At 71.0% G+C, this 18,568-nt stretch carries 25 protein-coding genes; 13 read left to right on the top strand and 12 right to left on the bottom strand.

Annotated elements, in window-relative coordinates; genetic code table 11:
* Positions 1-46 precede the first annotated feature (46 nt).
* On the bottom strand, positions 47-700 hold the full coding sequence (locus tag ACIA5C_RS13450; RefSeq protein WP_396054336.1) for an HAD family hydrolase: 654 nt from the start codon (positions 698-700) through the stop codon (positions 47-49).
* 115 nt (positions 701-815) lie between these two features.
* Between ACIA5C_RS13450 and ACIA5C_RS13445 the strand changes: the two genes are divergently transcribed.
* The 5 genes from ACIA5C_RS13445 (at position 816) to ACIA5C_RS13425 (ending at position 5,319) form a co-directional block, all read left to right on the top strand.
* Complete coding sequence (locus ACIA5C_RS13445) at positions 816-1,790, top strand: aldo/keto reductase (protein WP_396054086.1); 975 nt, start codon at positions 816-818, stop codon at positions 1,788-1,790.
* A 3-nt stretch (positions 1,791-1,793) separates the two neighbouring features.
* Positions 1,794-2,519: a YqjF family protein gene (locus tag ACIA5C_RS13440; RefSeq protein ID WP_396054084.1), complete on the top strand. Its 726-nt coding sequence runs from the start codon at positions 1,794-1,796 to the stop codon at positions 2,517-2,519.
* Positions 2,520-2,557: 38 nt separating this feature from the next.
* Entirely contained in the window at positions 2,558-2,854 is a 297-nt protein-coding gene (locus ACIA5C_RS13435) for a PadR family transcriptional regulator (protein WP_396054082.1), read from the top strand.
* Positions 2,851-3,894 carry a hypothetical protein gene (locus ACIA5C_RS13430; protein WP_396054080.1) on the top strand — a complete coding sequence of 348 codons (1,044 nt, stop codon included), beginning with the start codon at positions 2,851-2,853 and terminating at the stop codon, positions 3,892-3,894. Before ACIA5C_RS13435 ends, ACIA5C_RS13430 begins: the two co-directional genes overlap by 4 nt.
* Before the next feature lie 108 nt (positions 3,895-4,002).
* Positions 4,003-5,319: an HIRAN domain-containing protein gene (locus ACIA5C_RS13425; protein ID WP_396054078.1), complete on the top strand. Its 1,317-nt coding sequence runs from the start codon at positions 4,003-4,005 to the stop codon at positions 5,317-5,319.
* A gap of 153 nt (positions 5,320-5,472) precedes the next feature.
* On the opposite strand, the gene ACIA5C_RS13420 is transcribed toward ACIA5C_RS13425, so the two are convergent.
* The 5 genes from ACIA5C_RS13420 to ACIA5C_RS13400 form a co-directional block, all read right to left on the bottom strand.
* Positions 5,473-6,189 carry an SDR family oxidoreductase gene (locus ACIA5C_RS13420; protein WP_396054076.1) on the bottom strand — a complete coding sequence of 239 codons (717 nt, stop codon included), beginning with the start codon at positions 6,187-6,189 and terminating at the stop codon, positions 5,473-5,475.
* A gap of 10 nt (positions 6,190-6,199) precedes the next feature.
* Positions 6,200-7,036, bottom strand: a complete 837-nt coding sequence (locus ACIA5C_RS13415) for a helix-turn-helix domain-containing protein (RefSeq protein WP_396054074.1) — start codon at positions 7,034-7,036, stop codon at positions 6,200-6,202.
* A 77-nt stretch (positions 7,037-7,113) separates the two neighbouring features.
* A complete protein-coding gene (locus ACIA5C_RS13410) occupies positions 7,114-7,560 on the bottom strand; it encodes an SRPBCC domain-containing protein (protein WP_396054072.1) in 447 nt (148 codons plus the stop codon).
* On the bottom strand, positions 7,557-7,889 hold the full coding sequence (locus ACIA5C_RS13405) for an ArsR/SmtB family transcription factor (protein WP_396054071.1): 333 nt from the start codon (positions 7,887-7,889) through the stop codon (positions 7,557-7,559). The genes ACIA5C_RS13410 and ACIA5C_RS13405 overlap by 4 nt, the downstream gene beginning before the upstream one ends.
* Positions 7,890-7,945: 56 nt before the next feature.
* On the bottom strand, positions 7,946-8,485 hold the full coding sequence (locus tag ACIA5C_RS13400) for a hypothetical protein (protein WP_396054069.1): 540 nt from the start codon (positions 8,483-8,485) through the stop codon (positions 7,946-7,948).
* A gap of 46 nt (positions 8,486-8,531) precedes the next feature.
* Between ACIA5C_RS13400 and ACIA5C_RS13395 the strand changes: the two genes are divergently transcribed.
* On the top strand, positions 8,532-8,978 hold the full coding sequence (locus tag ACIA5C_RS13395; protein ID WP_396054067.1) for a GNAT family N-acetyltransferase: 447 nt from the start codon (positions 8,532-8,534) through the stop codon (positions 8,976-8,978).
* Here ACIA5C_RS13395 and ACIA5C_RS13390 read toward each other — a convergent pair.
* Complete coding sequence (locus ACIA5C_RS13390) at positions 8,916-9,836, bottom strand: CDP-alcohol phosphatidyltransferase family protein (RefSeq protein WP_396054065.1); 921 nt, start codon at positions 9,834-9,836, stop codon at positions 8,916-8,918. The genes ACIA5C_RS13395 and ACIA5C_RS13390 overlap by 63 nt on opposite strands.
* A gap of 132 nt (positions 9,837-9,968) precedes the next feature.
* Here ACIA5C_RS13390 and hpt point away from each other — a divergent pair, with 132 nt between their 5' ends.
* The 4 genes from hpt to ACIA5C_RS13370 all read left to right on the top strand — a co-directional run bounded on the left by hpt (position 9,969) and on the right by ACIA5C_RS13370 (position 12,779).
* Positions 9,969-10,526, top strand: coding sequence for a hypoxanthine phosphoribosyltransferase (gene hpt / locus ACIA5C_RS13385; protein WP_396054063.1), 558 nt, complete (start codon positions 9,969-9,971; stop codon positions 10,524-10,526).
* A complete protein-coding gene (locus tag ACIA5C_RS13380; RefSeq protein WP_396054061.1) occupies positions 10,523-10,843 on the top strand; it encodes a hypothetical protein in 321 nt (106 codons plus the stop codon). Before hpt ends, ACIA5C_RS13380 begins: the two co-directional genes overlap by 4 nt.
* Positions 10,844-11,057: 214 nt before the next feature.
* Positions 11,058-11,927, top strand: coding sequence for a PAC2 family protein (locus ACIA5C_RS13375; protein ID WP_396054059.1), 870 nt, complete (start codon positions 11,058-11,060; stop codon positions 11,925-11,927).
* 57 nt (positions 11,928-11,984) lie between these two features.
* Entirely contained in the window at positions 11,985-12,779 is a 795-nt protein-coding gene (locus tag ACIA5C_RS13370) for a GntR family transcriptional regulator (protein WP_396054057.1), read from the top strand.
* On the opposite strand, the gene ACIA5C_RS13365 is transcribed toward ACIA5C_RS13370, so the two are convergent.
* Positions 12,746-13,201, bottom strand: a complete 456-nt coding sequence (locus ACIA5C_RS13365; protein WP_396054055.1) for a HEAT repeat domain-containing protein — start codon at positions 13,199-13,201, stop codon at positions 12,746-12,748. The genes ACIA5C_RS13370 and ACIA5C_RS13365 overlap by 34 nt on opposite strands.
* Before the next feature lie 54 nt (positions 13,202-13,255).
* Between ACIA5C_RS13365 and ACIA5C_RS13360 the strand changes: the two genes are divergently transcribed.
* The 3 genes from ACIA5C_RS13360 to ACIA5C_RS13350 are packed head-to-tail and all read left to right on the top strand — an operon-like array spanning position 13,256 to position 14,729.
* A complete protein-coding gene (locus ACIA5C_RS13360) occupies positions 13,256-13,558 on the top strand; it encodes an ArsR/SmtB family transcription factor (protein ID WP_396054053.1) in 303 nt (100 codons plus the stop codon).
* The gene (locus ACIA5C_RS13355) at positions 13,558-14,184 is read left to right on the top strand and encodes a cation transporter (protein WP_396054051.1); all 627 of its coding nucleotides are present in this window, start codon (positions 13,558-13,560) and stop codon (positions 14,182-14,184) included. The genes ACIA5C_RS13360 and ACIA5C_RS13355 overlap by 1 nt, the downstream gene beginning before the upstream one ends.
* Positions 14,181-14,729 carry a VanZ family protein gene (locus ACIA5C_RS13350; protein ID WP_396054049.1) on the top strand — a complete coding sequence of 183 codons (549 nt, stop codon included), beginning with the start codon at positions 14,181-14,183 and terminating at the stop codon, positions 14,727-14,729. Before ACIA5C_RS13355 ends, ACIA5C_RS13350 begins: the two co-directional genes overlap by 4 nt.
* A 409-nt stretch (positions 14,730-15,138) precedes the next feature.
* On the opposite strand, the gene ACIA5C_RS13345 is transcribed toward ACIA5C_RS13350, so the two are convergent.
* From ACIA5C_RS13345 to ACIA5C_RS13330, 4 genes are all read right to left on the bottom strand, one after another.
* On the bottom strand, positions 15,139-15,417 hold the full coding sequence (locus ACIA5C_RS13345) for a hypothetical protein (RefSeq protein ID WP_396054047.1): 279 nt from the start codon (positions 15,415-15,417) through the stop codon (positions 15,139-15,141).
* Positions 15,418-15,609: 192 nt separating this feature from the next.
* Positions 15,610-16,863, bottom strand: coding sequence for a cysteine--1-D-myo-inosityl 2-amino-2-deoxy-alpha-D-glucopyranoside ligase (gene mshC, locus ACIA5C_RS13340; protein ID WP_396054045.1), 1,254 nt, complete (start codon positions 16,861-16,863; stop codon positions 15,610-15,612).
* Between the two features lie 222 nt (positions 16,864-17,085).
* Positions 17,086-17,886, bottom strand: coding sequence for an SCO1664 family protein (locus tag ACIA5C_RS13335; protein WP_396054043.1), 801 nt, complete (start codon positions 17,884-17,886; stop codon positions 17,086-17,088).
* Positions 17,883-18,488, bottom strand: coding sequence for a DUF3090 domain-containing protein (locus ACIA5C_RS13330; RefSeq protein ID WP_396054041.1), 606 nt, complete (start codon positions 18,486-18,488; stop codon positions 17,883-17,885). Before ACIA5C_RS13330 ends, ACIA5C_RS13335 begins: the two co-directional genes overlap by 4 nt.
* Positions 18,489-18,568: the final 80 nt, after the last annotated feature.

Raw genomic sequence — 18,568 nt, 5'->3', positions numbered from 1 at the left:
CTCGGCTTGGCCGGCGCCGGTGAACGGTCGAGTCAGGTGGCGCGGGTCAGCGTTCCTGCGACGACAGTCCGCGCGTGACCAGTTGGCCGAGGAAGGCCGGGTCCACGCCGACCAGCGACTCGCGCAGGTGGACGCCGTCGGTCGGCGGAAGCTCGAGCTCGGACGGGACCGCGAGCACCGCCGCACCCGACGCGACCGCGCTGGCCACCCCGGTCGGCGAGTCCTCGATCGCGACGCACCGCTCGACCGGCACCTCGAGCAGCTCGGCGGCCAGCCGGTAGGGCGTCGGGTCGGGCTTGGGCACCGCCACCTCGTCGCCGCAGACGATCACGTCGAAGTTTTCCCGGCCCAGCGTCTCGAGGGCGACCTCGACCAGCTTGCGGCCGGTCGAGGTGACCAGCGCCGTGGGCAGGCCCTGCTGCCGGACCGCGCGCAGCAGCTCCAGGGCGCCCGGGCGCCAGACCAGGCCCTGGGCGAACAGTTCGAAGACCCGCTCGATCAGCCAGTCGGCGTCGGGCTCGCGGTCGAGCCCAAGGTCGTCCCGCATGATCCGCATGCTGACCGGCATGCTGCTGCCGATCATCGCGCGCCGGGCCCCCGCGGAGAGACGGCGACCGGCCTCGCGGACGGCGAGCTCGTTGAGCGCGACGTCCCAGACCTTCTCGCTGTCGACCAGCGTGCCGTCCATGTCGAAGAGCACCGCGGCGGGTCGGATCGTGTTCACCCCTTCATCTTCGCCGGTCATCGCCCTTCGCCGCTCCTGGTCGTTACGTCCATCACGCCGTTCCGTCCCTGGCCGGCGTAACTTCGGCGGCATGGAACAGGTATCGCTGGCCGGCCTCGAGGTCTCCCGCCTCGGCCTCGGCTGCATGGGCATGTCGGCGTTCTACACCGGCAAGAGCACCGACGACGCGGAGTCGATCCGCACCATCCACCGGGCGATCGAGCTGGGCGTCACATTCTTCGACACCGCCGAGATCTACGGCCCGTTCACCAACGAGGAGCTGCTGTCGCGTGCCCTCGCCGGCCGGTGGGACCAGGTGGTGATCGCCTCGAAGTTCGGGCTCTACTCGCATCGCCTCGACGTTCCCGGCCGCCGGATCGACAGCCACCCGGACAACATCCGGACCGCTCTCGAAGGTTCGCTGCGGCGGCTCGGCGTCGACCACATCGACCTCTACTACCAGCACCGGGTCGACCCGGCGGTGCCGATCGAGGAGGTCGTCGGCCTTCTCGGCGACTTCGTACAGCAAGGCAAGATCCGGCACATCGGGCTGTCGGAGGCGTCGGCGTCCACCATCCGACGGGCACACGCGGTGCACCCGATCACGGCGGTGCAGTCGGAATACTCGCTGTGGACCCGCGACCCGGAGGCGTCGGTTCTGCCCACGCTGCGCGAACTGGGCATCGGATTCGTGCCGTACTCGCCGCTCGGCCGGGGTTTCCTCACCGGATCCATCCGCTCGACGTCCGCCCTCGACGCGGACGACTTCCGCAAGGCCAACCCGCGATTCTCCGAGGACAACCTGCAGCAGAACCTGCAGATCGTCGACGAGGTGTCGGCGGTGGCATCCGCGCTCGGGGCCACGCCGGCCCAGGTGGCGCTGGCGTGGGTGCTGGCCCAGGGTTCCGACCTGGCTCCGATCCCGGGGACCAAGCGGGTCTCGCGGCTCGAGGAGAACGTGGGGGCCGACGCGCTGACGCTGTCCGCCGACCAGCTGGCCCGGCTCACGGCGATCCGGCCGCCCGCCGGCGATCGTTACCCCGACATGTCAGGCATCGGCCGGTAAGCGGTGATCGAATCGGTCACCGCGACCACACCGCGGCCGGTCCGCCGCTCACTGCTGGTGCAGCGTTGGGAAGACCTGGCGTTCCTGCACTGGGCGGTGCCGCCGGCCGTGGTCGCGCCGTTCCTGCCCGCCGGCACCGTGCCCGACACGCTGGACGGGGTGACCTATGTCGGGCTCATCGCCTTCCGGATGGCCGGGGTGGGATTCCTCCGCGGGCCGGGGGTGCCCTACTTCGGCACGTTCGCCGAGACCAACGTGCGCGTCTACAGCGTCGACCCGGCCGGCCGGCGCGGCGTCGTGTTCCTGTCGCTGGACGCGGCGCGGCTGGTGCCGGTCCTGGTCGCGCGGGCCGGGCTGTCGCTGCCCTACATGTGGTCGCGCATGCGGATCTCCCGGTCGGGTGACGTCCTGCGCTACACCAGCCGGCGGCAGTTCTCCCCGGCCCGGTCGGACCTTTCCGTACGGGTCGGCGCGCCCGTCGGCTCGCCGTCGCCGCTCGAGCACTTCCTGACCGCGCGGTGGGCGTTGCACACCCACGCCTGGGGCCGCACGCTGCACATGCCCAACGACCATCCACAGTGGCCGCTGCACCGGGCCGAGCTGCTCAGCCTCGACGACGGCCTGGTCACGGCGGCCGGGTTGCCGGCCTTCGGACGCCCGCCGGACAGCGTGCTCTACTCCCCCGGCGTACCGGTCACATTCGGGGCACCCGACGCGCTTCGGCGATAGGGGCTGTCCGACTTAGCCGTTATGTCACACTGAGGCCGATGCGGATCACCAGGCTGACGGTTGTCGTGCTGCGGGCGTTCCTCGACGAACCCTCGACACCCCGCTACGGGTACGACCTCATGCGCGCATGCGGGCTCGGGTCGGCGCGGCTCTACCCGATCCTCGACCAGCTGGAACGGGCCGGCTGGCTGGAACGGGAACGCCGGAGCGGCGCGCGGGTCGGCTATCGCCTCACGGCCGCCGGACAGCGCTCGGCGCGGATGGAGCTCGCCCGTCGTCCCTCGGCCGCCGGGCTACGCCTCGGCGTTCTGCGGCCCGGCTGGGGGCACCGATGACCAAACTCGGTCTCCTCGTGTTCGGCGCGCTCGCGGCGGTCTTCGGCACCGTCGTCGGCGACCTGGTCAGCGAAGAGATCCGGCGCCGGCTCGACCAGGTGCCACGGCATCTCGTACGGGTGGCCGCGCGCCGGCTGCCGCCGGCGTCCCGTGCGGAGCGGGTCGAGGAGTGGTGCGCCGAGATCGACGCCATCCTGGCCCGGCGCGGGGCGACCCGGTTGCCGATCACCCGACTGGTCATCGGCGTACGGTTCGCCGCCGGCCTGTTCGCCGCCGTGCCGTCCATGCGGCTTCCGGCGACCGCGTCCCGCCGCCGGTCGGCCGCCCCGATCGTGGTGGTCGCCGGCGTGGCGGCCGCGGCCGGCCTGATCGAGCTCGCCCTGACCGGTAACGCCATATCCCTGCTGATCTGCGAGGGCGTGACCGTGGTCGTGGCGCTCCGGATCGCCCTGCCGGCGGTCCCCCGATCCGGGCCGGCCACGCTCGTCGTCGCGCCGCACGTGGTGCTGTTCGTCGTGGACATCGTGCGGCGGCTCGAGGGCGGCAGCCTGCCGGCCTGGTGCAGCATCGCCGGCACCACGCTCCTGCTGTGGCAGCCGTACTTCGTGCTGCGTTTCATCCGCCTGCTGCGGCCGGTGCCGGCGTTCGTACGCGGCGCTGCCGTCGTCATCTGCTCCGTGACCTGCATGCTGACCGCGCTGAGCCCGCGCCCGCTGACACCGGAGATCCTGTGCGCGGGCCCCGGACTGATGGGCGTCCTCCTGCTCGGACTCGGGATGAGCACGGTCGTCGCGGGAGTGCGTCAGTCGTCGTTCGCCGCGCGATATCTCCTGCTGATGACCGGGGCGGCGACCACATTGCTGGCCATCAGCGCCTTCAACATCGTCGCCGGGGCAATGACCGCGGGCGGCGTCTCGTACATGGTGGCCTCGCGCGTCACGGCGGTCGTGGCGTTCGGCATCTACCTGGCGGTGGTGCGCACTCCCCGATGGATCCGGGCGCTCTCCGAGACGCCGCGCACGCCGATCGGCCGCGGCTGACCATCGCCCCATCTCGATCGGACGGACGATGGGCGGTCCCCGGGTCGGCGGCTCAGAGCACCGGCTCGGGGGAACGGGCGGTGGTGGGGTGCCGGGCTACCGTGCGGCATGGACGTTCCGTTTGAGCTGTGGGGGCAGCGCGGGTGGGCCGGCGTGGACATCGTCGGGGAGTCGCATTACACGGACGCGATCCGGGAGGTGTTCGGGCCGGAGTTCCGCGAGGACGGCAGCGAGCTGGTCACCAGTGCGCAGCTCGTACCGGAACCGTGGAACCGGCACGACCCGAACGCAGTCGGGGTCTGGGTGGCCGGTCGCCAGGTCGGCTACCTGGGACGCGACGAGGCCGCCCGGTACGCGCCGGTGCTGTCCGGACTGGTCGCCGAAGGGCGAGCGCCGCAGGTGGCGGCCCGGGTGTGGGCCGCGGCCCGCTACGGCGACCGGCCGGGAATCACCGGGTCGGTCCGCATCGACCTGGCCGAACCGCACCTGATCGTCCCGGCCAACCGGCCGCCGGGCACGGCCCACCGGGTGCTGCCGGGCGGCCACGCCATCCAGGTGACCGGGGAAGAGAAGCACCTCGATGCGTTGCTCCCGTGGCTGCGGCCGGAGGGCGAATGCTGGGTACACGTCACCCTGCACGAGATGCACGAGCAGCTGCCGCGGAGCACGCGCGAGCTGGTCGAGGTCCGGCTGGACGGCGCCCCGATCGGACGCCTCAGCCCGAAGATGAGCGCCGAGCTGCTGCCCGCGCTGCGGCACCTGAGCCAGGCGGGGCACCTCACGGCCGCCCGGGCCCTCGTGCGAGGCAACCGGATCAAGGTCGAGGTGGTCGTTTACGCGGCCCGGGCCCACGAACTGCCCGAATCCTGGCTGGCTAGGCCGGCGCCGCCCGACGCCACGATCGTGGCGGCCGCCAGCGGGGCCGGGGATCGGGCGGCCGCCCGCGGGGTCGGAGAACGGGCGGCCGCCGGCGGGGTCGGAGAACGGCCGGTGGCCGGTGGGGTCGGAGAACGGGCCGTGCCGGCCGGTGGGCCGGGTGCGGTCACCGTCGAGCGATCGGCTGGGGTAGCGAAGCCGGTGGTAATCCCGGGAGGAGCCTGGAGCGGGGAGCCCTCGCCTGCGGTCACGGTCGTGCTGGCTGAGCCTGCGCCGCCGCAGCACGTCCAGACGCCGCCCCGGCACGTCCACATCTCGCAGCAGCACGTCGAGACACCGCCGCAGCAGATCCAGACGCCGATGCAGCACGTCCAGGCACCGCCGCAGCACGGCGAGATACCGGCTCGGCCGGCTGGGATTCGGTTTGCTGTGCCGCCGGGGTGGCCGCAGCCGCCGGACGGGTGGAGCCCGCCCGCTGGGTGGCGGCCCGACCCGGACTGGCCCGCTGCGCCGGCCGACTGGCAATGGTGGGTTCCGTATTGGGCATGACGGGCGGCCACGAAGCTGGAGTTCTCCCTGCGTCGGGGAGTCCGGGCCGGCGGCCCGCGACGGCCGTGAGGGGGCACCTGCCGGGTCGCTGCGGGCGGGACGGGGACGGTTGCGGGTGGGTTGGGGTCTGATCCCGTACGGGAAACGGAGCCGTCAGATGAGCAGGCCGCCGGTCGCCCGGAGGTTTTGGCCGGTGAGCCAGGCTGCGTCTTCCGTGCAGAGGAAAGCGACCACCGCTGCGATGTCGGCGGGGCGGCCCAGGCGGCCGAGGGCCGTGAGGGCGGCGGTCTGCGGGAGCGAACCCGGTGGGTTGGTGGAGCGCAGCAGGTCGGTGTCGGTGGCGCCCGGGGAGACGGTGTTCACGGTGATGCCCTGGGGGCCGAGTTCACGGGAGAGGACGGCGGTGACCTGTTCGAGGGCGGCCTTGGTGGCGCAGTACAGGGTCAGGCCGGGGGCGGGTAGGGCGGTGTTCAGGGTGGAGAGGTTGATGATGCGGCCGCCTCGGGGCATCAAGGGAGCTGCGCGCTGGATCGCCAGTAGGGGAACCTTGGTGTTGACGGTCATTACGTGGTCGAAGTTTTCCGGGGTCAGCTCCGGCAGGGGGATGTGGGTGCTGGTGGCGGCGTTGTTGACCAGGATGTCGAGGCGGCCGGGGATGGGGGCGAACATGGCGTCGACGGCGGCGAGCGTCGACTGGTCGGCCTGGATCGGGGTAGCGCCGGTGCGGTCGGACAGGTCCAGGGCGGCTTCGGTGGCGGCGCGATAAGTGAAGTAGACCTGGGCGCCGTCGGCGGTCAGGCGTTCGACTATGGCGCGGCCGATGCCGCGGGTGCCGCCGGTGACCAGGGCGATCTTGCCGGTGAGCGTCATGCCGTCGAAGCTAGGGAACCGGTGGGGCCACGTCTTGAACGAATGCGCGGAAGGCGGCCGGGGTGAGGCCGACGGCTTCGCGCATGGTGCGGGTCAGATGCGACTGGTCGGCGAAGCCGCCGGTGAGTGCTGCAGCGGCCGGGGGTGCGCCGCGGAGCAGGGCGGACAGGGATCGCTGCAGGCGGGCGGTGCGGGCTACGGCGCCGGGTGAGAGGCCGATCTCGCGGCGGAAGTCGCGCTCGAGGCGGCGGCGGGACAGGCCCAGGGCGGCAGCCACGTCACGGACGCGCGGGGTCTGCTGTAGGCGCCACCAGGCCGCGGTGACGGCCGGGGACGGCGACCAGCGCGAGACCGCAGGAAGCGCGAGGTGGGGATCGAGGTCGAGGTTGAGGCCGAGGTCGGGCGAAGAACCGAGGGCCGGACGGGAATCGGGGGCCGCGGCGGGCGCGGGCGTGAAGGTGGTGTCCAGCCAGGTGAAGCGGGCCGGCCAGGACGGGAGCGCGGCCAGGTGGGACGCCCACGGGAGATCCAGGGCGACAGATTGTCCGGAGATTTCGGATATTGGCATTCCGGCCAGGGTGGCCGCGCCGGCCGGGGTCAAGCCTACGGAAATGCCGCTGCCCCAAGTGGTCGGGCCGTCGAGGGACGACCGGGCGCGCGGGCCGGTGAGCAGCGTGCGACCGGTGTCGAAATCGAGGATGAGCGCCGGGAAGTTGAGCGGCAGCAGCCGGTGCGGGAGCGGGCTTGCGTCGAACGCGGCATAGCCGACCGTGAACGGGCCGCAGGCCGCCCGGCCGAGCGTGAAGCACGGGGCGGGCGGCGCGGCGGCCGGGATCGAGTGCAGCATCAAGCCCTCCGGATCGGGTGCCGCATCAAGCCCTCCGGATCGAGTGCAGCATCAAGCCCTCCGGATCGGGTGCCGCATCAAGCCTTGGCGAGCAGGGCGTCCAGCTTGGTGAAGCTGCTGCCCCAGCCTTCGGCGGCACCCGACTCCCACTCCGGCGAGTATGGCCCCTGGGTCAGGACGATGCGGGTCTTGTCGCCGGGCTCGTCGTAGAACTCGATGCGCATGCGCATCGAGTCGCCCGGGAAGGCGTCGATTCCGGAGACGTCTTCCTCGCCGACCAGCAGTTCGTTCTCGATGACCTCGGTGAAGGTGGCGTCGACCGCGGAGGACTGCGACGGATCGGAGTCGTTGACCATGGTGAAGCGCTGGTGGCCGCCCGGTTTGGCCTCGACCGAGACGCTGTCGAGGGGTACCGACCAGCCGACCGGGCCGAACCAGGCGGCCAGCTGGTCGGGGTCGACGAAGGCGCGGTAGACCATCGGGCGGGGCGCGTCGAAGATGCGGGTGATGACGAGGTCGGTCATGACGATTCCTCTTTCATGCGTTTGAGGTGCGCGTCGAGGCGGGCGAAGTTCACGTCCCAGAAGCGGCGGTAGCGCTCCATCCAGGCGGTGGCCTCGCGCAGCGGCTCGGCCTCGAGCCGGCTGGAACGCCACTGGGCGGAGCGGCTGCGCGAGATGAGGCCCGCCTTCTCCAGCACCTTCAGGTGGCGGGAGATCGCGGGCAGGCTGATGTCGAACGGCTCGGCCAGCTCGGTGACGGTGGCCTCGCCCTCGGCGAGGCGCGCAAGGATGGCGCGGCGGGTCGGGTCGGCGAGCGCCGCGAAGATCTGGCTGAGCCGGTCGGTAATCATTTAACGCTCCCGTTAATTAACGGATGCGTTAAACCTAGGGTGCCGGAGCCGAAAAATCAAACCTTGGTCGGCAGCCGGCGGTGGAGCTCGGCCAGCAGCACGTCCGGGCCCGGTGACATCAGGCCGACATCGACCAGGTAGGCGCCACGACGCATGCGGGGCCGGCGACCCGGGCCGGAACCGACCACCGGAAAATCCGGCGCGACCGGGGTGACGACCAGCTCGGTGAACGGGCCCCGATGCCGCAGGCCGACGGCCGCGACCCCGGACCACGGGATGTGCACCGGCTTGCGGCCGGTGGCGGCGAAGTCGAGGCCGTGGACGGAGCTGTGCAGCCAGCCGAAGCGGCGCCAGGCCACGAGCAGGATCAGCGCCGAGAAGACCACCGGGACGATCAGGGCGAGTTCGAGGTAGGTGACGATGTCGTCGGCCCCGGGCGGATCTCCCAGGATCACCCGGAGCAGCACGAACAGGGCGAGAGACACCGCCCAGACGGCGGCGACCACCCAGAGCATCGTCACGTAGACCATGGCGCGCGGCTGGAAGAAGACGACCGTGTCGTCGGTCGGCCCCAGGACCTGGTCGATGTGCGCCACAGCCGCACTATAACCCCAAATTTGGGACATTATGGATCGTATGGCCGTGACCGTGAGACTGACCGCGGTGGCTCATCCCTGGTTCCCGGACGCGGTCGACCTGTTCGACGACTACCGCCAGCACTACGGGGCCAACCCGGCCCCCGACGCGGTCGCGGCCTGGCTCCGCGACCAGGTGGTGGCCGAGCGCGAACGCATCTATCTGTCCGGCGCCGAGGCGCACGCCTACGGCATCTGCTCGGTCGTCGTCGTGCCGGCCGCTCTCACGCTGCGTACGGTCTGGCTGGTCCGTGACCTGTTCGTGGCCGAGCACATGCGCCGTCACCACGTCGCGCAGGGCCTGCTCGACCACGTCGCCGAAGAGGCCCGGGCGGCCGGCGCGCACCGCCTGGCGTTGCAGACCGATGTCGCCAACGACCGGGCGAATCAGCTATACGCCAAGTGCGGCTTCCGCGCCCTGACCGACGTCGCTCTGATGGACCGGGTCCTCTGAGGCGCCCGGCTGGGCCGGCACCGAGATGCGGCGGGCGAACGACTTGGTCGCCGTGTAGAGCTTGTAGATCAGCAGCAGCTCGAACGCGATCATCAGCCCGGCCGCGATCAGCGTTACCCCGATGATCCAGTTCACCACCGGGCCGACGATGAAGACGAACATCATGAACTCGATGCCGCTGATCACGTGGGCCCGGATGCGGCCCCGCAGCAGCAGGCGGCGCATCCGCACGAACAGCGCGAACCGGTCGCGGAAGTCGCCGTAGACGTCGACCACGATCGGGGCGGGGCCGTCCTCGGACGCGAACTCGGCCTCCTCGGCGAAGGCCACCGGCTGCTCGGTGCCGGTCAGCTCGGCCAGCTTGGCCTTCATGTCGGCCTTGACCTTGCCCATCTGCAGCGCGTTCAGATAGCGGAACATGTCGAGGAAGATGACGAGCCCGGCGAGCCACACGAAGGCGAAGTTGTGTGTGCGCTCGTATTGCCCGCCGAACAGGCCGACCGCGCAGGCGAGCACCCGCAGCCGGTCGAAGACGTAGTCGAGCCAAGCCCCGAAGACCGAGCCGGTGCCGTTGAGCCGGGCGATCTTGCCGTCCATGCAGTCGAGCACGAAGCTCAGGTGGAACAGCAGCGCGCCGAGCAGCAGCCAGCCGTAGGAACCGCGCCAGAAGGCGGCGGCCGAACCGAGGCCGATCACGAACGCGAGCGTGGTCAGCACGTTGGGCGTGATCGCGCGCCAGGGCGCGACGACCCAGACCAGGCGGGATGCCAGGGGGTCGACGAGCCAGACGGTCCACCACGCGTCCCGCCTCTTGTAGGTGCGGTCGCGGATCTCGGCCAGAGCGGGTCGATGGGCCATGGCACTCCGATCAAGGTGAACATCAGGCTGCGCGGACAATAACGGACGCCGACAAGAATGGGGATGCCGGGCCGATATTTACGGCATGTCGGGTGGTGGTCAGGCACCGGACGGACGTGAAACGATCACGACGTGGAGGCGAGCCACGTTCGAGGCGAACTCGACGAGATCCTGCTGACCGAGGAGCAGATCCAGACCCGCGTCGCCGAACTGGCGGCCGAACTCGGCACGGTCTACGCGGGACGCACGCCGGTGCTGGTCGGGGTGCTCAACGGGGCCGCGACCTTCACGGTCGACCTGGCCCGGGCGTACGCCGACCAGGTCGAGCTCACCTGGATGGCGATCCGCTCCTACCGCACCCACAACCCGGCGTCCGGCAGCGTGCGCCTGCTCAAGGACCTCGACGTCGACATCACCGGGCGCGACGTGGTCATCGTGGACGGCGTCGTCGATACCGGGCTGACCATGAACTGGCTGATCGCCAACCTGGCCCAGCGCTCCCCCGCGTCGATCGCGGTCTGCGCGCTGCTCCGCAAGCCCGAGACACCGCGCTTCGAGGGCACGACGACCTATTTCGGGTTCGACGTCGGCCCCGGCAACATCGTCGGATACGGCCTCGATCACCAGGGCCGATATCGGAACCTGCGCTGCGCGGCGACGCTTGCGCCGCGGACGTACGCGGTGAAATGAGCGCGATCCTTTTCGATTTCTTCGGCACGCTGGTGTCGTATTCGCCGAGCCGGGTGGATCAGGGCTATCCGCGTTGCCACGCGTTTCTCCGGGAGCACGGCTCGGCGCTGTCCTACGACGACTTCCTGGCCCGGATCGAGCCTCCTTCGACGCGCGCAGCGACATCGACGACCGCGAGTTCTCGATGGGCGAGGTCGCGGCCGAGTTTCTCGCCCGCGCGGCGGTCGGCGGCGACCCGGCCGAATTCGAACGGCCAGTGCGGCGGGAATCACTGCCTATCCGATCGGCCCGGGGAAAACCGCCGGGGTTCCGGCTGAACGGCGGATCCATTCCGCCTTTGATCTCCCGCTCCGGCGACTGATTTCGGACTGAACGCAACGAACTGGGCGTCGTGCCGCGGGCGGCCCGGCTGCGGTTGTCCGGCGGAGACGTCGCGTACGTCGGCAATGCCGGACTCCCGACCGGCCGTGCGGCGCCGCACCCGGCGCGGCCATCGGGTGGCTTGCGCGGGCTCTGCGTAGGCTGTGTGCCATGACTGAGTTCGACGGCCTCCCGGTGCTCCGCTCCCCGGTGGCCATCGCCGCCTTCGAGGGCTGGAACGATGCTGCGGACGCTTCCACCGCGGCCGTGGAACACCTCGAACAGGTGTGGCAGGCCAAGCAGATCTCCACCATCGACCCGGAGGACTTCTACGACTTCCAGGTCAGCCGTCCGACCGTCGTCATGGGCGAGAGCGAGACCCGCAAGATCGAGTGGCCGACCACCCGCTTCACCGTGGCCAGCCCGGAGGGCAGCGACCGCGACGTCGTGCTGATCCGGGGCATCGAGCCGAGCATGCGCTGGCGCACCTTCTGCGAGCAGGTGCTCGAGGTGTGCCACAGCCTCGAGGTCAACCGGATCGTGCTGCTCGGCGCGCTGCTCGCCGACGTGCCTTATACGCGTCCACTGCCGATCAGCGGTTCGGCGACCGACAGCGACGTGGCCGAGAAATACAAGGTCGTCCCCACCCGCTACGACGGTCCGACCGGCATTGTCGGCGTGCTGCACGAGGCGGCCGGCCGGGCCGATCTCGACGCTCTGTCGTTCTGGGTGCACGTTCCCCACTACGCCAACAACCCGCCCTGCCCGAAGGCCACGCTGGCGCTGCTCAGCCGCCTGGAAGACGTGCTTGATCTGCCGGTGCCGATGACCGACCTGGCGGAGGAGGCCGACGAGTGGGAGAAGCGGGTGCGCACGGCCGCCGAGCAGGACGCGGAGCTCGGTGAATACGTCCGGGAGCTGGAGGAGCGGGTCGGCGACGAGGGCATCCAGCCGCTGACCGGCGACGAGATCGCGTCGGAGTTCGAGAAATACCTGCGGCGGCGCGGCGGATCGGCCGGCCCGACCGCCGGTTCCTGGTAGGTGGTTCCCGGGGTGTCGCCTCGGGAACTTCACGATCGGGGTGCATCCTAGGAACCTATGACCATTAATCCGGGCGCGGCCGAGTCGCCGCACCGTCAGATCGCCGCCCAGCTGCGCGAACGCATCCGCCGCGGCGACTGGCAGCCCGGCGAGCGGCTGCCGTCGATCCCGGCGCTCGGCGAGTTCTTCGGCGTCGCCAAGCAGACCGTGCAGCGCGCGGTCGACCAGCTGCGGCTCGAAGGCACGCTGATCACCAAGCCGGGCTCGGGCACGTTCGTCCGCGGCACCCGGCGCCGCCTCAACCGGCTCTCCCGCGGTCGCTACGGCGCCTACCGCGGCTACCACGCCGACCTCGCCGCCCGCTACCGCCAGCAGTTGCTCACGGTCGGCCGCGAACCGGCGCCGCCCGAGGTGGCGGACGCTTTCGGCGTGCGCGACGGCACCGAGTTGCTCGTCCGCCGGCACATCGTGCGCACCGACGACGCGACGGTCGAGGTGGGTGCGTCCTGGTTCCGGGCCAAGGAGGCGAGCGGCACCAACCTGGAACGCCTCGAGGCGTTCGGGCGGCCGCTCTACCAGGAGGCCGAGGAGGTGCTCGGCAAGCGCTACACCACCGCGACCGACACCATCAGCGCCCGCCAGCCGAGCCGCGACGAGGCCGAGGTGCTGCAGATCCGCCCGGACACGCCGGTGCTGCACCTGCTGCACGTGGCCTTCGACGAGACCCGCAAACCGATCGAGGTGGCCCAGGCGACGTGGCCGGGGCCGATGACGACGCTGACCGAGGAATACAAGATTCCGGCGCCGGCGCCCGCTTCCTACGACGAGGATTCCGGGCTTTCGCTCGCCTGAAGAACCCGCACGGCCCGCGCGGCGGCCGCCCTCACCCGCTCGTTATCGTCGGTGAGCAATCCGGCGAGCGCGGGCTGGGCGGAATCGAGGCGGTGCCGCGCCGCGAGCTTCGCGGCCATTTCCCGTACGCGCCAATGAGCGTCACCAAGCGCATTGATGACTGCCGTTTCCGTGCGTTCGTCGGTCCGCTCCTCGCTGAGCGCCCAGAGAAGGCCGCGCACACCCCAGACCCGGAGCCAGTAACGCTCCTTCTCGGACTTGTCGAGAAACCGCTCCTGCCCCGGCCCGGCCAGCGCGATGATCAGGCCGGGGTCGGTGTCGCCGCCCTCGATGAGGGTGATGCAGCCCGCGATCACCGCGTCGGCTCCGCGGGCCCGGCAAGCGGCCTCGATGCTCTGCCGCGGTGTCATCCCCCACGTCATGGGGGTCAGCGTACATTCTTCCCTGAATACAGCGTTCGCTGTACTGTCGGCTCCGTGGAGACCGCCACCCACGGACAGGTCCTGGCCCGCTTCGGCCACGCCCTGTCCGACCCCACCCGCTCGCGGCTGCTGCTGGCGCTGCGCGACGCCCCCGGCTATCCGGCCGACCTGGCCGTGCTGCTCGGCGTGACCCGGCAGAACCTTTCCAACCACCTGGCCTGCCTGCGCGGCTGCGGCCTCGTCGTCGCGGTGCCGGAGGGCCGGCGAACCCGCTACGAACTGGCCGACGCCCGCCTGCGCGACGCCCTCGACAGCCTGCTCGGCCTGGTCCTGGCCGTCGACCCGGAGTGCTGGTGATGAGCGCGGTCCTGGTCCGCCGCATCCGATTCCTGGTCGCCGCCACCATCACCTACAACGTGATCGAAGCCGTCGTGGCCGTGTCGTCGGGCCTGGTGGCGGGCGAGACGGCGCTGGTCGGCTTCGGCCTCGACTCGGTCATCGAGGTGTCCTCGGCGGCGGCCGTGGCGTGGCAGTTCAGCGGCCCGTCGCCGGAGACCCGCGAACGCCGGACGCTGCGCGCGATCGCCTGGTCGTTCTTCGCCCTGGCAGCCTACGTGGCGGTCGCGTCGGCGCACGCGCTGCTGGCCGGCTCGTCCGCGTCGCCGTCCCCGGTGGGCATCGCGCTGGCCGCGGTGTCCCTCGTGGTCATGCCGGTGCTGTCGTTCGCACAGCGCAGGGCCGGCCGGGCCCTGGGTTCGGTCACCGCGGTGGCCGACTCGCGGCAGACGCTGTTGTGCACGGCGCTGTCCGGGGTTCTGCTGGCCGGGCTGGCCTTGAACGCATCGTTCGGCTGGTCGTGGGCCGACCCGGCGGCCGGGCTGGTGGTGGCGGGCGCCGCGCTGCGCGAGGGCCGCAACGCCTGGAAGGGCGACGCCTGCTGCACGCCGGCTCCGTCCTGCTGCGGCGAGAGGGTAACGGGTTGACCGGCACGATCAGCGGCGTAGTCGCCGTCACGGTGGCCGCGCTGCCGTTGGCCGTGCTGGCGGTCTGGGCCCTGGCCCGCCACCGGAGCGGGTGGCGCCGGTCGGTGGCCGAGGTCGGCATCGTCTACGGAACCGTGCCGTGGGTCTGGATGATCCTGCTGCCCCGCCATGACTCCGGCGACGGCCACGCCCAGGTGAACCTGATCCCGCTGCGCGACCTGCTCGAGGTGCTGGGCAGCGGCCCCCGGACGGCGACGGTCCAGATCGTCGGCAACCTGCTGGTCTTCGCGGCGCTCGGCTTCTTCGCCCCGCTGCGGTTCGCGGCCTTGGCCTCGGCACCCCGCATCGTGGCAGTGGCGGCGGCCTGCTCGATCCTCGTCGAAACCTTGCAGTACACCCTGCACCTGCACCGAGTGTCCTCGGTGGACGACGTGCTCCTCAACGCCGCCGGAGCCGGCCTGGCCGCCGTGATTTCGCGCCGCTGGTGGAGCCTCGGATCAGTTCCGCGGCCAGCCAGTCGGACCAGCGGCCCAGAGGCTGGCTGAAGGACCCGTCCGGCGACCGGTCGAAGTAGGCCGTGCTGAACGGGATGTCGTCCAACGTGAACTCGCAGGACTCGGTCGGCGGCTGCGTCGTCAGGGCGGTGGCACCGGCCGCTACGAGCAGCGCCTTCGACGGCTCGGCGTGGATGCGCTCGACCCAGAACTCGACGTCGCCGTGCTCGCGCGTGATCCGGCCGATGCGCGCGTCGAGCCCCCGCCGCCGAACAGCCAGGCCGGGATGCCGGCGTCCCGCAGGACCGCCGTGACCGTGCGGATGAGCCGCAGTTGCCCTCGGGTCCTCTCGTCCACGGTCCGATCGTGACGACAGGAGGCCCGAAGCGCAATCGCGCTCCGGGCCTGATGTTGATGTTGGGCCGGCCGGGGATGCAGCCGACCCGGTAGTAGGACTGGGTCAGCCCAGCAGGCCGCCGCCGAGGAGGCCACCGTCGCCGTTGCCGCTGTTGCCGCTCAGGAGAACGATGCCGTTGTAGCTGCTGCCGTTGTTCTGGGAGTTCGAGTGGAGCTCGTACCAGGTGCTGTCGTCGTTGTCGCACGGGTCGGAGTACCACTGGTTGTGGTGGTGCCCGTGGTGATGGTGGTGGCTGGGGGCAGCCGAGGCGGGTCCCGCGAGAGCGAGGCTCGCGCCGGTGGCCAGGAGCAGGCCAGCGAGGTACAGAACCGGACGACGCATGATTTGTTCCCTTCGGACGAAAATCAGATCTCAGAAAGTCTGTCCGTTTCGGCCGGTAAATGTGGCCCTTTCTGCAGAAAGACCGCCGAAAAGCTCTAAGTTTCTCGAAACCGTCCGAAACGGACGTGATCGGTCTAGGCTTCGCGCGAAAAAGCGGCCGTCCGAACAGGACGGCCGCTCCGGACGAGCAGGCTAGAGACGAATGCCGAGCAGCGCGTCGACCGTCCGCGCCATCAAAGCCGGCGCCGACTCGTCGTCGCCCGCACCGGATCGCGCCGCGTCCGCCCAGGCGTCGATCACGGCAAGCGCGCGCGGCGTGTCCAGATCGTCGGCCAGGCTTTCGCGGACCGCGGCCAGCAGACCGGCCCCCGACGGACCGGACGGCGCGGACGCCGCCGCCCGCCAGTTGGCCAGCCGGTCCTGTCCCACCTTGAGCACGTCGTCGGTCCACTCCCGGTCGCCGCGGTAGTGGCCGGCCATCAAACCGAGCCGCACCGCCATCGGGTCGACCCCGTCGCCACGCAGGCGCGAGACGAAGACCAGGTTGCCCTTGGACTTCGACATCTTCTCGCCCGCCAGCCCGATCATGCCGGCGTGCACGTAATGCCCGGCGAACGGCTGCTCACCGGTGAGCACCTCGGCGTGCGCCGCCGAACACTCGTGATGCGGGTAGATCAGGTCGCTGCCGCCGCCCTGCACGTCGATCGTGTTGCCGAGCAGGCTGGTCGCGATCGTCGCGCACTCGATGTGCCAGCCGGGACGCCCGGGCCCGAGGTCGCCGCCGTCCCACGCCGGCTCGCCATCGCGGGCGCCGCGCCAGAGCAGCGGGTCGAGCGGGTCCCGCTTGCCCGCCCGCTCGGGGTCACCGCCACGCTCGGCCGAGAGCGTGATCATCTCGTCGCGGCCCAGCCCCGACTCGTAGCCGAAGCGGGGCGCGGCGGCGATCGGGAAGTAGAAGTCGCCGGTGCCGTCGGTCAGCTGGTAGGCGGCATCCTGCGAAACGAGCGTGCGCACGTGCGCCGCGATCGCCGGGATCGACTCGACCGCACCCACGTAGTGCGCCGGCGGAAGAATGCGCAGCGCCTCCATGTCTTCCCGGAAGAGCGCGGTCTCGCGCATCGCGAGCACCACCCAGTCTTCCCCGTCGCGGTGCGCCCGCTCGAGCAGCGGATCGTCGATGTCGGTCACGTTCTGCACGTAGGTCACGGTGCGACCCATGTCGCGCCAGATGCGGTTGATCAGGTCGAACGAGATCATCGTGGCCGCGTGCCCGAGGTGGGTGGCGTCGTAGGGCGTGATGCCGCAGACGTACATGGTCGCGGTCGCACCGGGCTCACTCGGCTGGGCCGAACGCCGCGCCGTATCGAACAGCCGCGGGGGCGTCCGGCCCCAGAAATCAGCTCCATCCGGCAGGGTCGGCACGTCGTGCCCGGTCCAAGCGTCCATGGTCAGGAGCCTATCCAGACCCCCAGACAGAAACTCGGGCGCGTGAGGTAAACCTCAGCTGGGTGCCGGGTCGCTTTCCGGCAACCGTACGCGGGCGACCAGCGCGACAACCGCATCAGGATCGCCCTCGACCCGACGCCCAGCCGCCGTCACCGACGCAACATGCGGTGAGCTGCTGGGCTCGTAGCCGGCGAAAGGTCTTGATCTCGCTACCAGGCCTTACTACACCGGCGGCCAGGGGATTGCCGGCCAGTCGGGGGGCGGCTTGGGGAAGCGCCGGGACCGCAGCAAACGGCGGACCCGCAGGCGCACCTGGTGGACCTCGGTGATGGTCAGGTGTTCCTCGAGGGCTTCGCCCAACTCGCCGTCGAGGCGCTCGGTGAGCTGTTCGAGCACGTCGACCGCGTCCGGGATCAGCGGCTTGCCGGTCCAGCCCCAGAGGACCGTGCGCAGTTTGTTTTCCACGTGGAAGCTCACGCCGTGGTCGACGCCGTGTATCGAGCCGGTGGCCGGGTAGAGCACGTGGCCGCCCTTGCGGTCGGCGTTGTTGATGATTGAGTCGAAGACGGCCAGGCGGGCCAGGCGCGGGTCGTCGGCGTGGGCCAGGGCGTACGCGTCGCCGTCCTCGTCGCGGGCGTTGGCGACGGCCAGCCAGCCGGCCGGGATGTCGTAGGCCGGTACGAAGCCGATCAGGGCGGACGCCTCGGCCGGCTCGTCGATCCACAGCTGCAGCGCGCCCGGGCCGAGCGGGCCGTCGCGCAGGATGGTCGGCGGCACCACGTCCCATCCGGTCGCCTGGGAGACCAGGAAGGCCGACACCTCACGGCCGGCCAGCGTGCCGTCCGGGAAGTCCCACAGCGGCCGCTCGCCCTGGACCGGCTTGTAGACGCAGCGGCGGGTGAGCCCGTCGAGGGTGATCTCGCCCCGCAGCGTGGTGTTGGAGGCGTCGACCATGCGGCCCTCGATCTCGATCGTGCCGCGGCCGAGCAGCTCGAGGGCGTCCTTCTCGGCGAGCACGGTCACCGGTGGTAGCCGTTGTGCCGGGGGCAGAGGTGGCCGGCCGGGTCGAGCGGCTGGCCGCAGAGCGGGCAGGGTGGGCGGCCGGCGGCGACGACGCGGCGGGCCCGGTCGATGAACGCCCGGGTGGCCTCGGGGCTCAGCCGTACGCGCAGCCGGTCGAGGTCGTCGTCGGGCTCGTCGTCATCGTCGTCGTCGTCATCGGCGAGGTCGTCGTCGGTTTCGGGGTCGTCCTCGCCGAGCGCGATCTCGACCTCGGCCTCGCCGGCCTCGATCGCCTCGATCACGACGGTCGCGGTGTCGACATCGAAGGCGAGCCCCAGCGTGCCGACCCGGAACTCCTCGTCGACCGGCGTGTCGAGCGGCTCGTTGTCGTGGACCGCGACGAGCGGCGCCTCGGGCAGGTTGACGCCGAACCGCTTGTTGGCCTCGATGAGCAGCTCTTCCAGCTTCTCGGCCAGCAGCGACACCTGGACCTTCTCCAGGGCGACGCTGACCACCCGGCCTTCGCCGCGCGCCTGCAGGAAGAACGTCCGATCACCGGGCTCTCCCACCGTCCCGGCGACGAACCGCTCCGGCGGCTCGAAAGCATGCACCTGGTGGGTCATGAGAGCAACCCTAGCGATCCCCGCGCGGGATCGCTCACCGCAGGCGGCCGGGTTCGCCGAGGGCGCAACCGGGACACCGG

The organism is Actinoplanes sp. NPDC051343 (genome assembly GCF_044455125.1).
Classification (GTDB): domain Bacteria; phylum Actinomycetota; class Actinomycetes; order Mycobacteriales; family Micromonosporaceae; genus Actinoplanes.
This window is presented reverse-complemented; position numbering and strand designations above follow the sequence as displayed.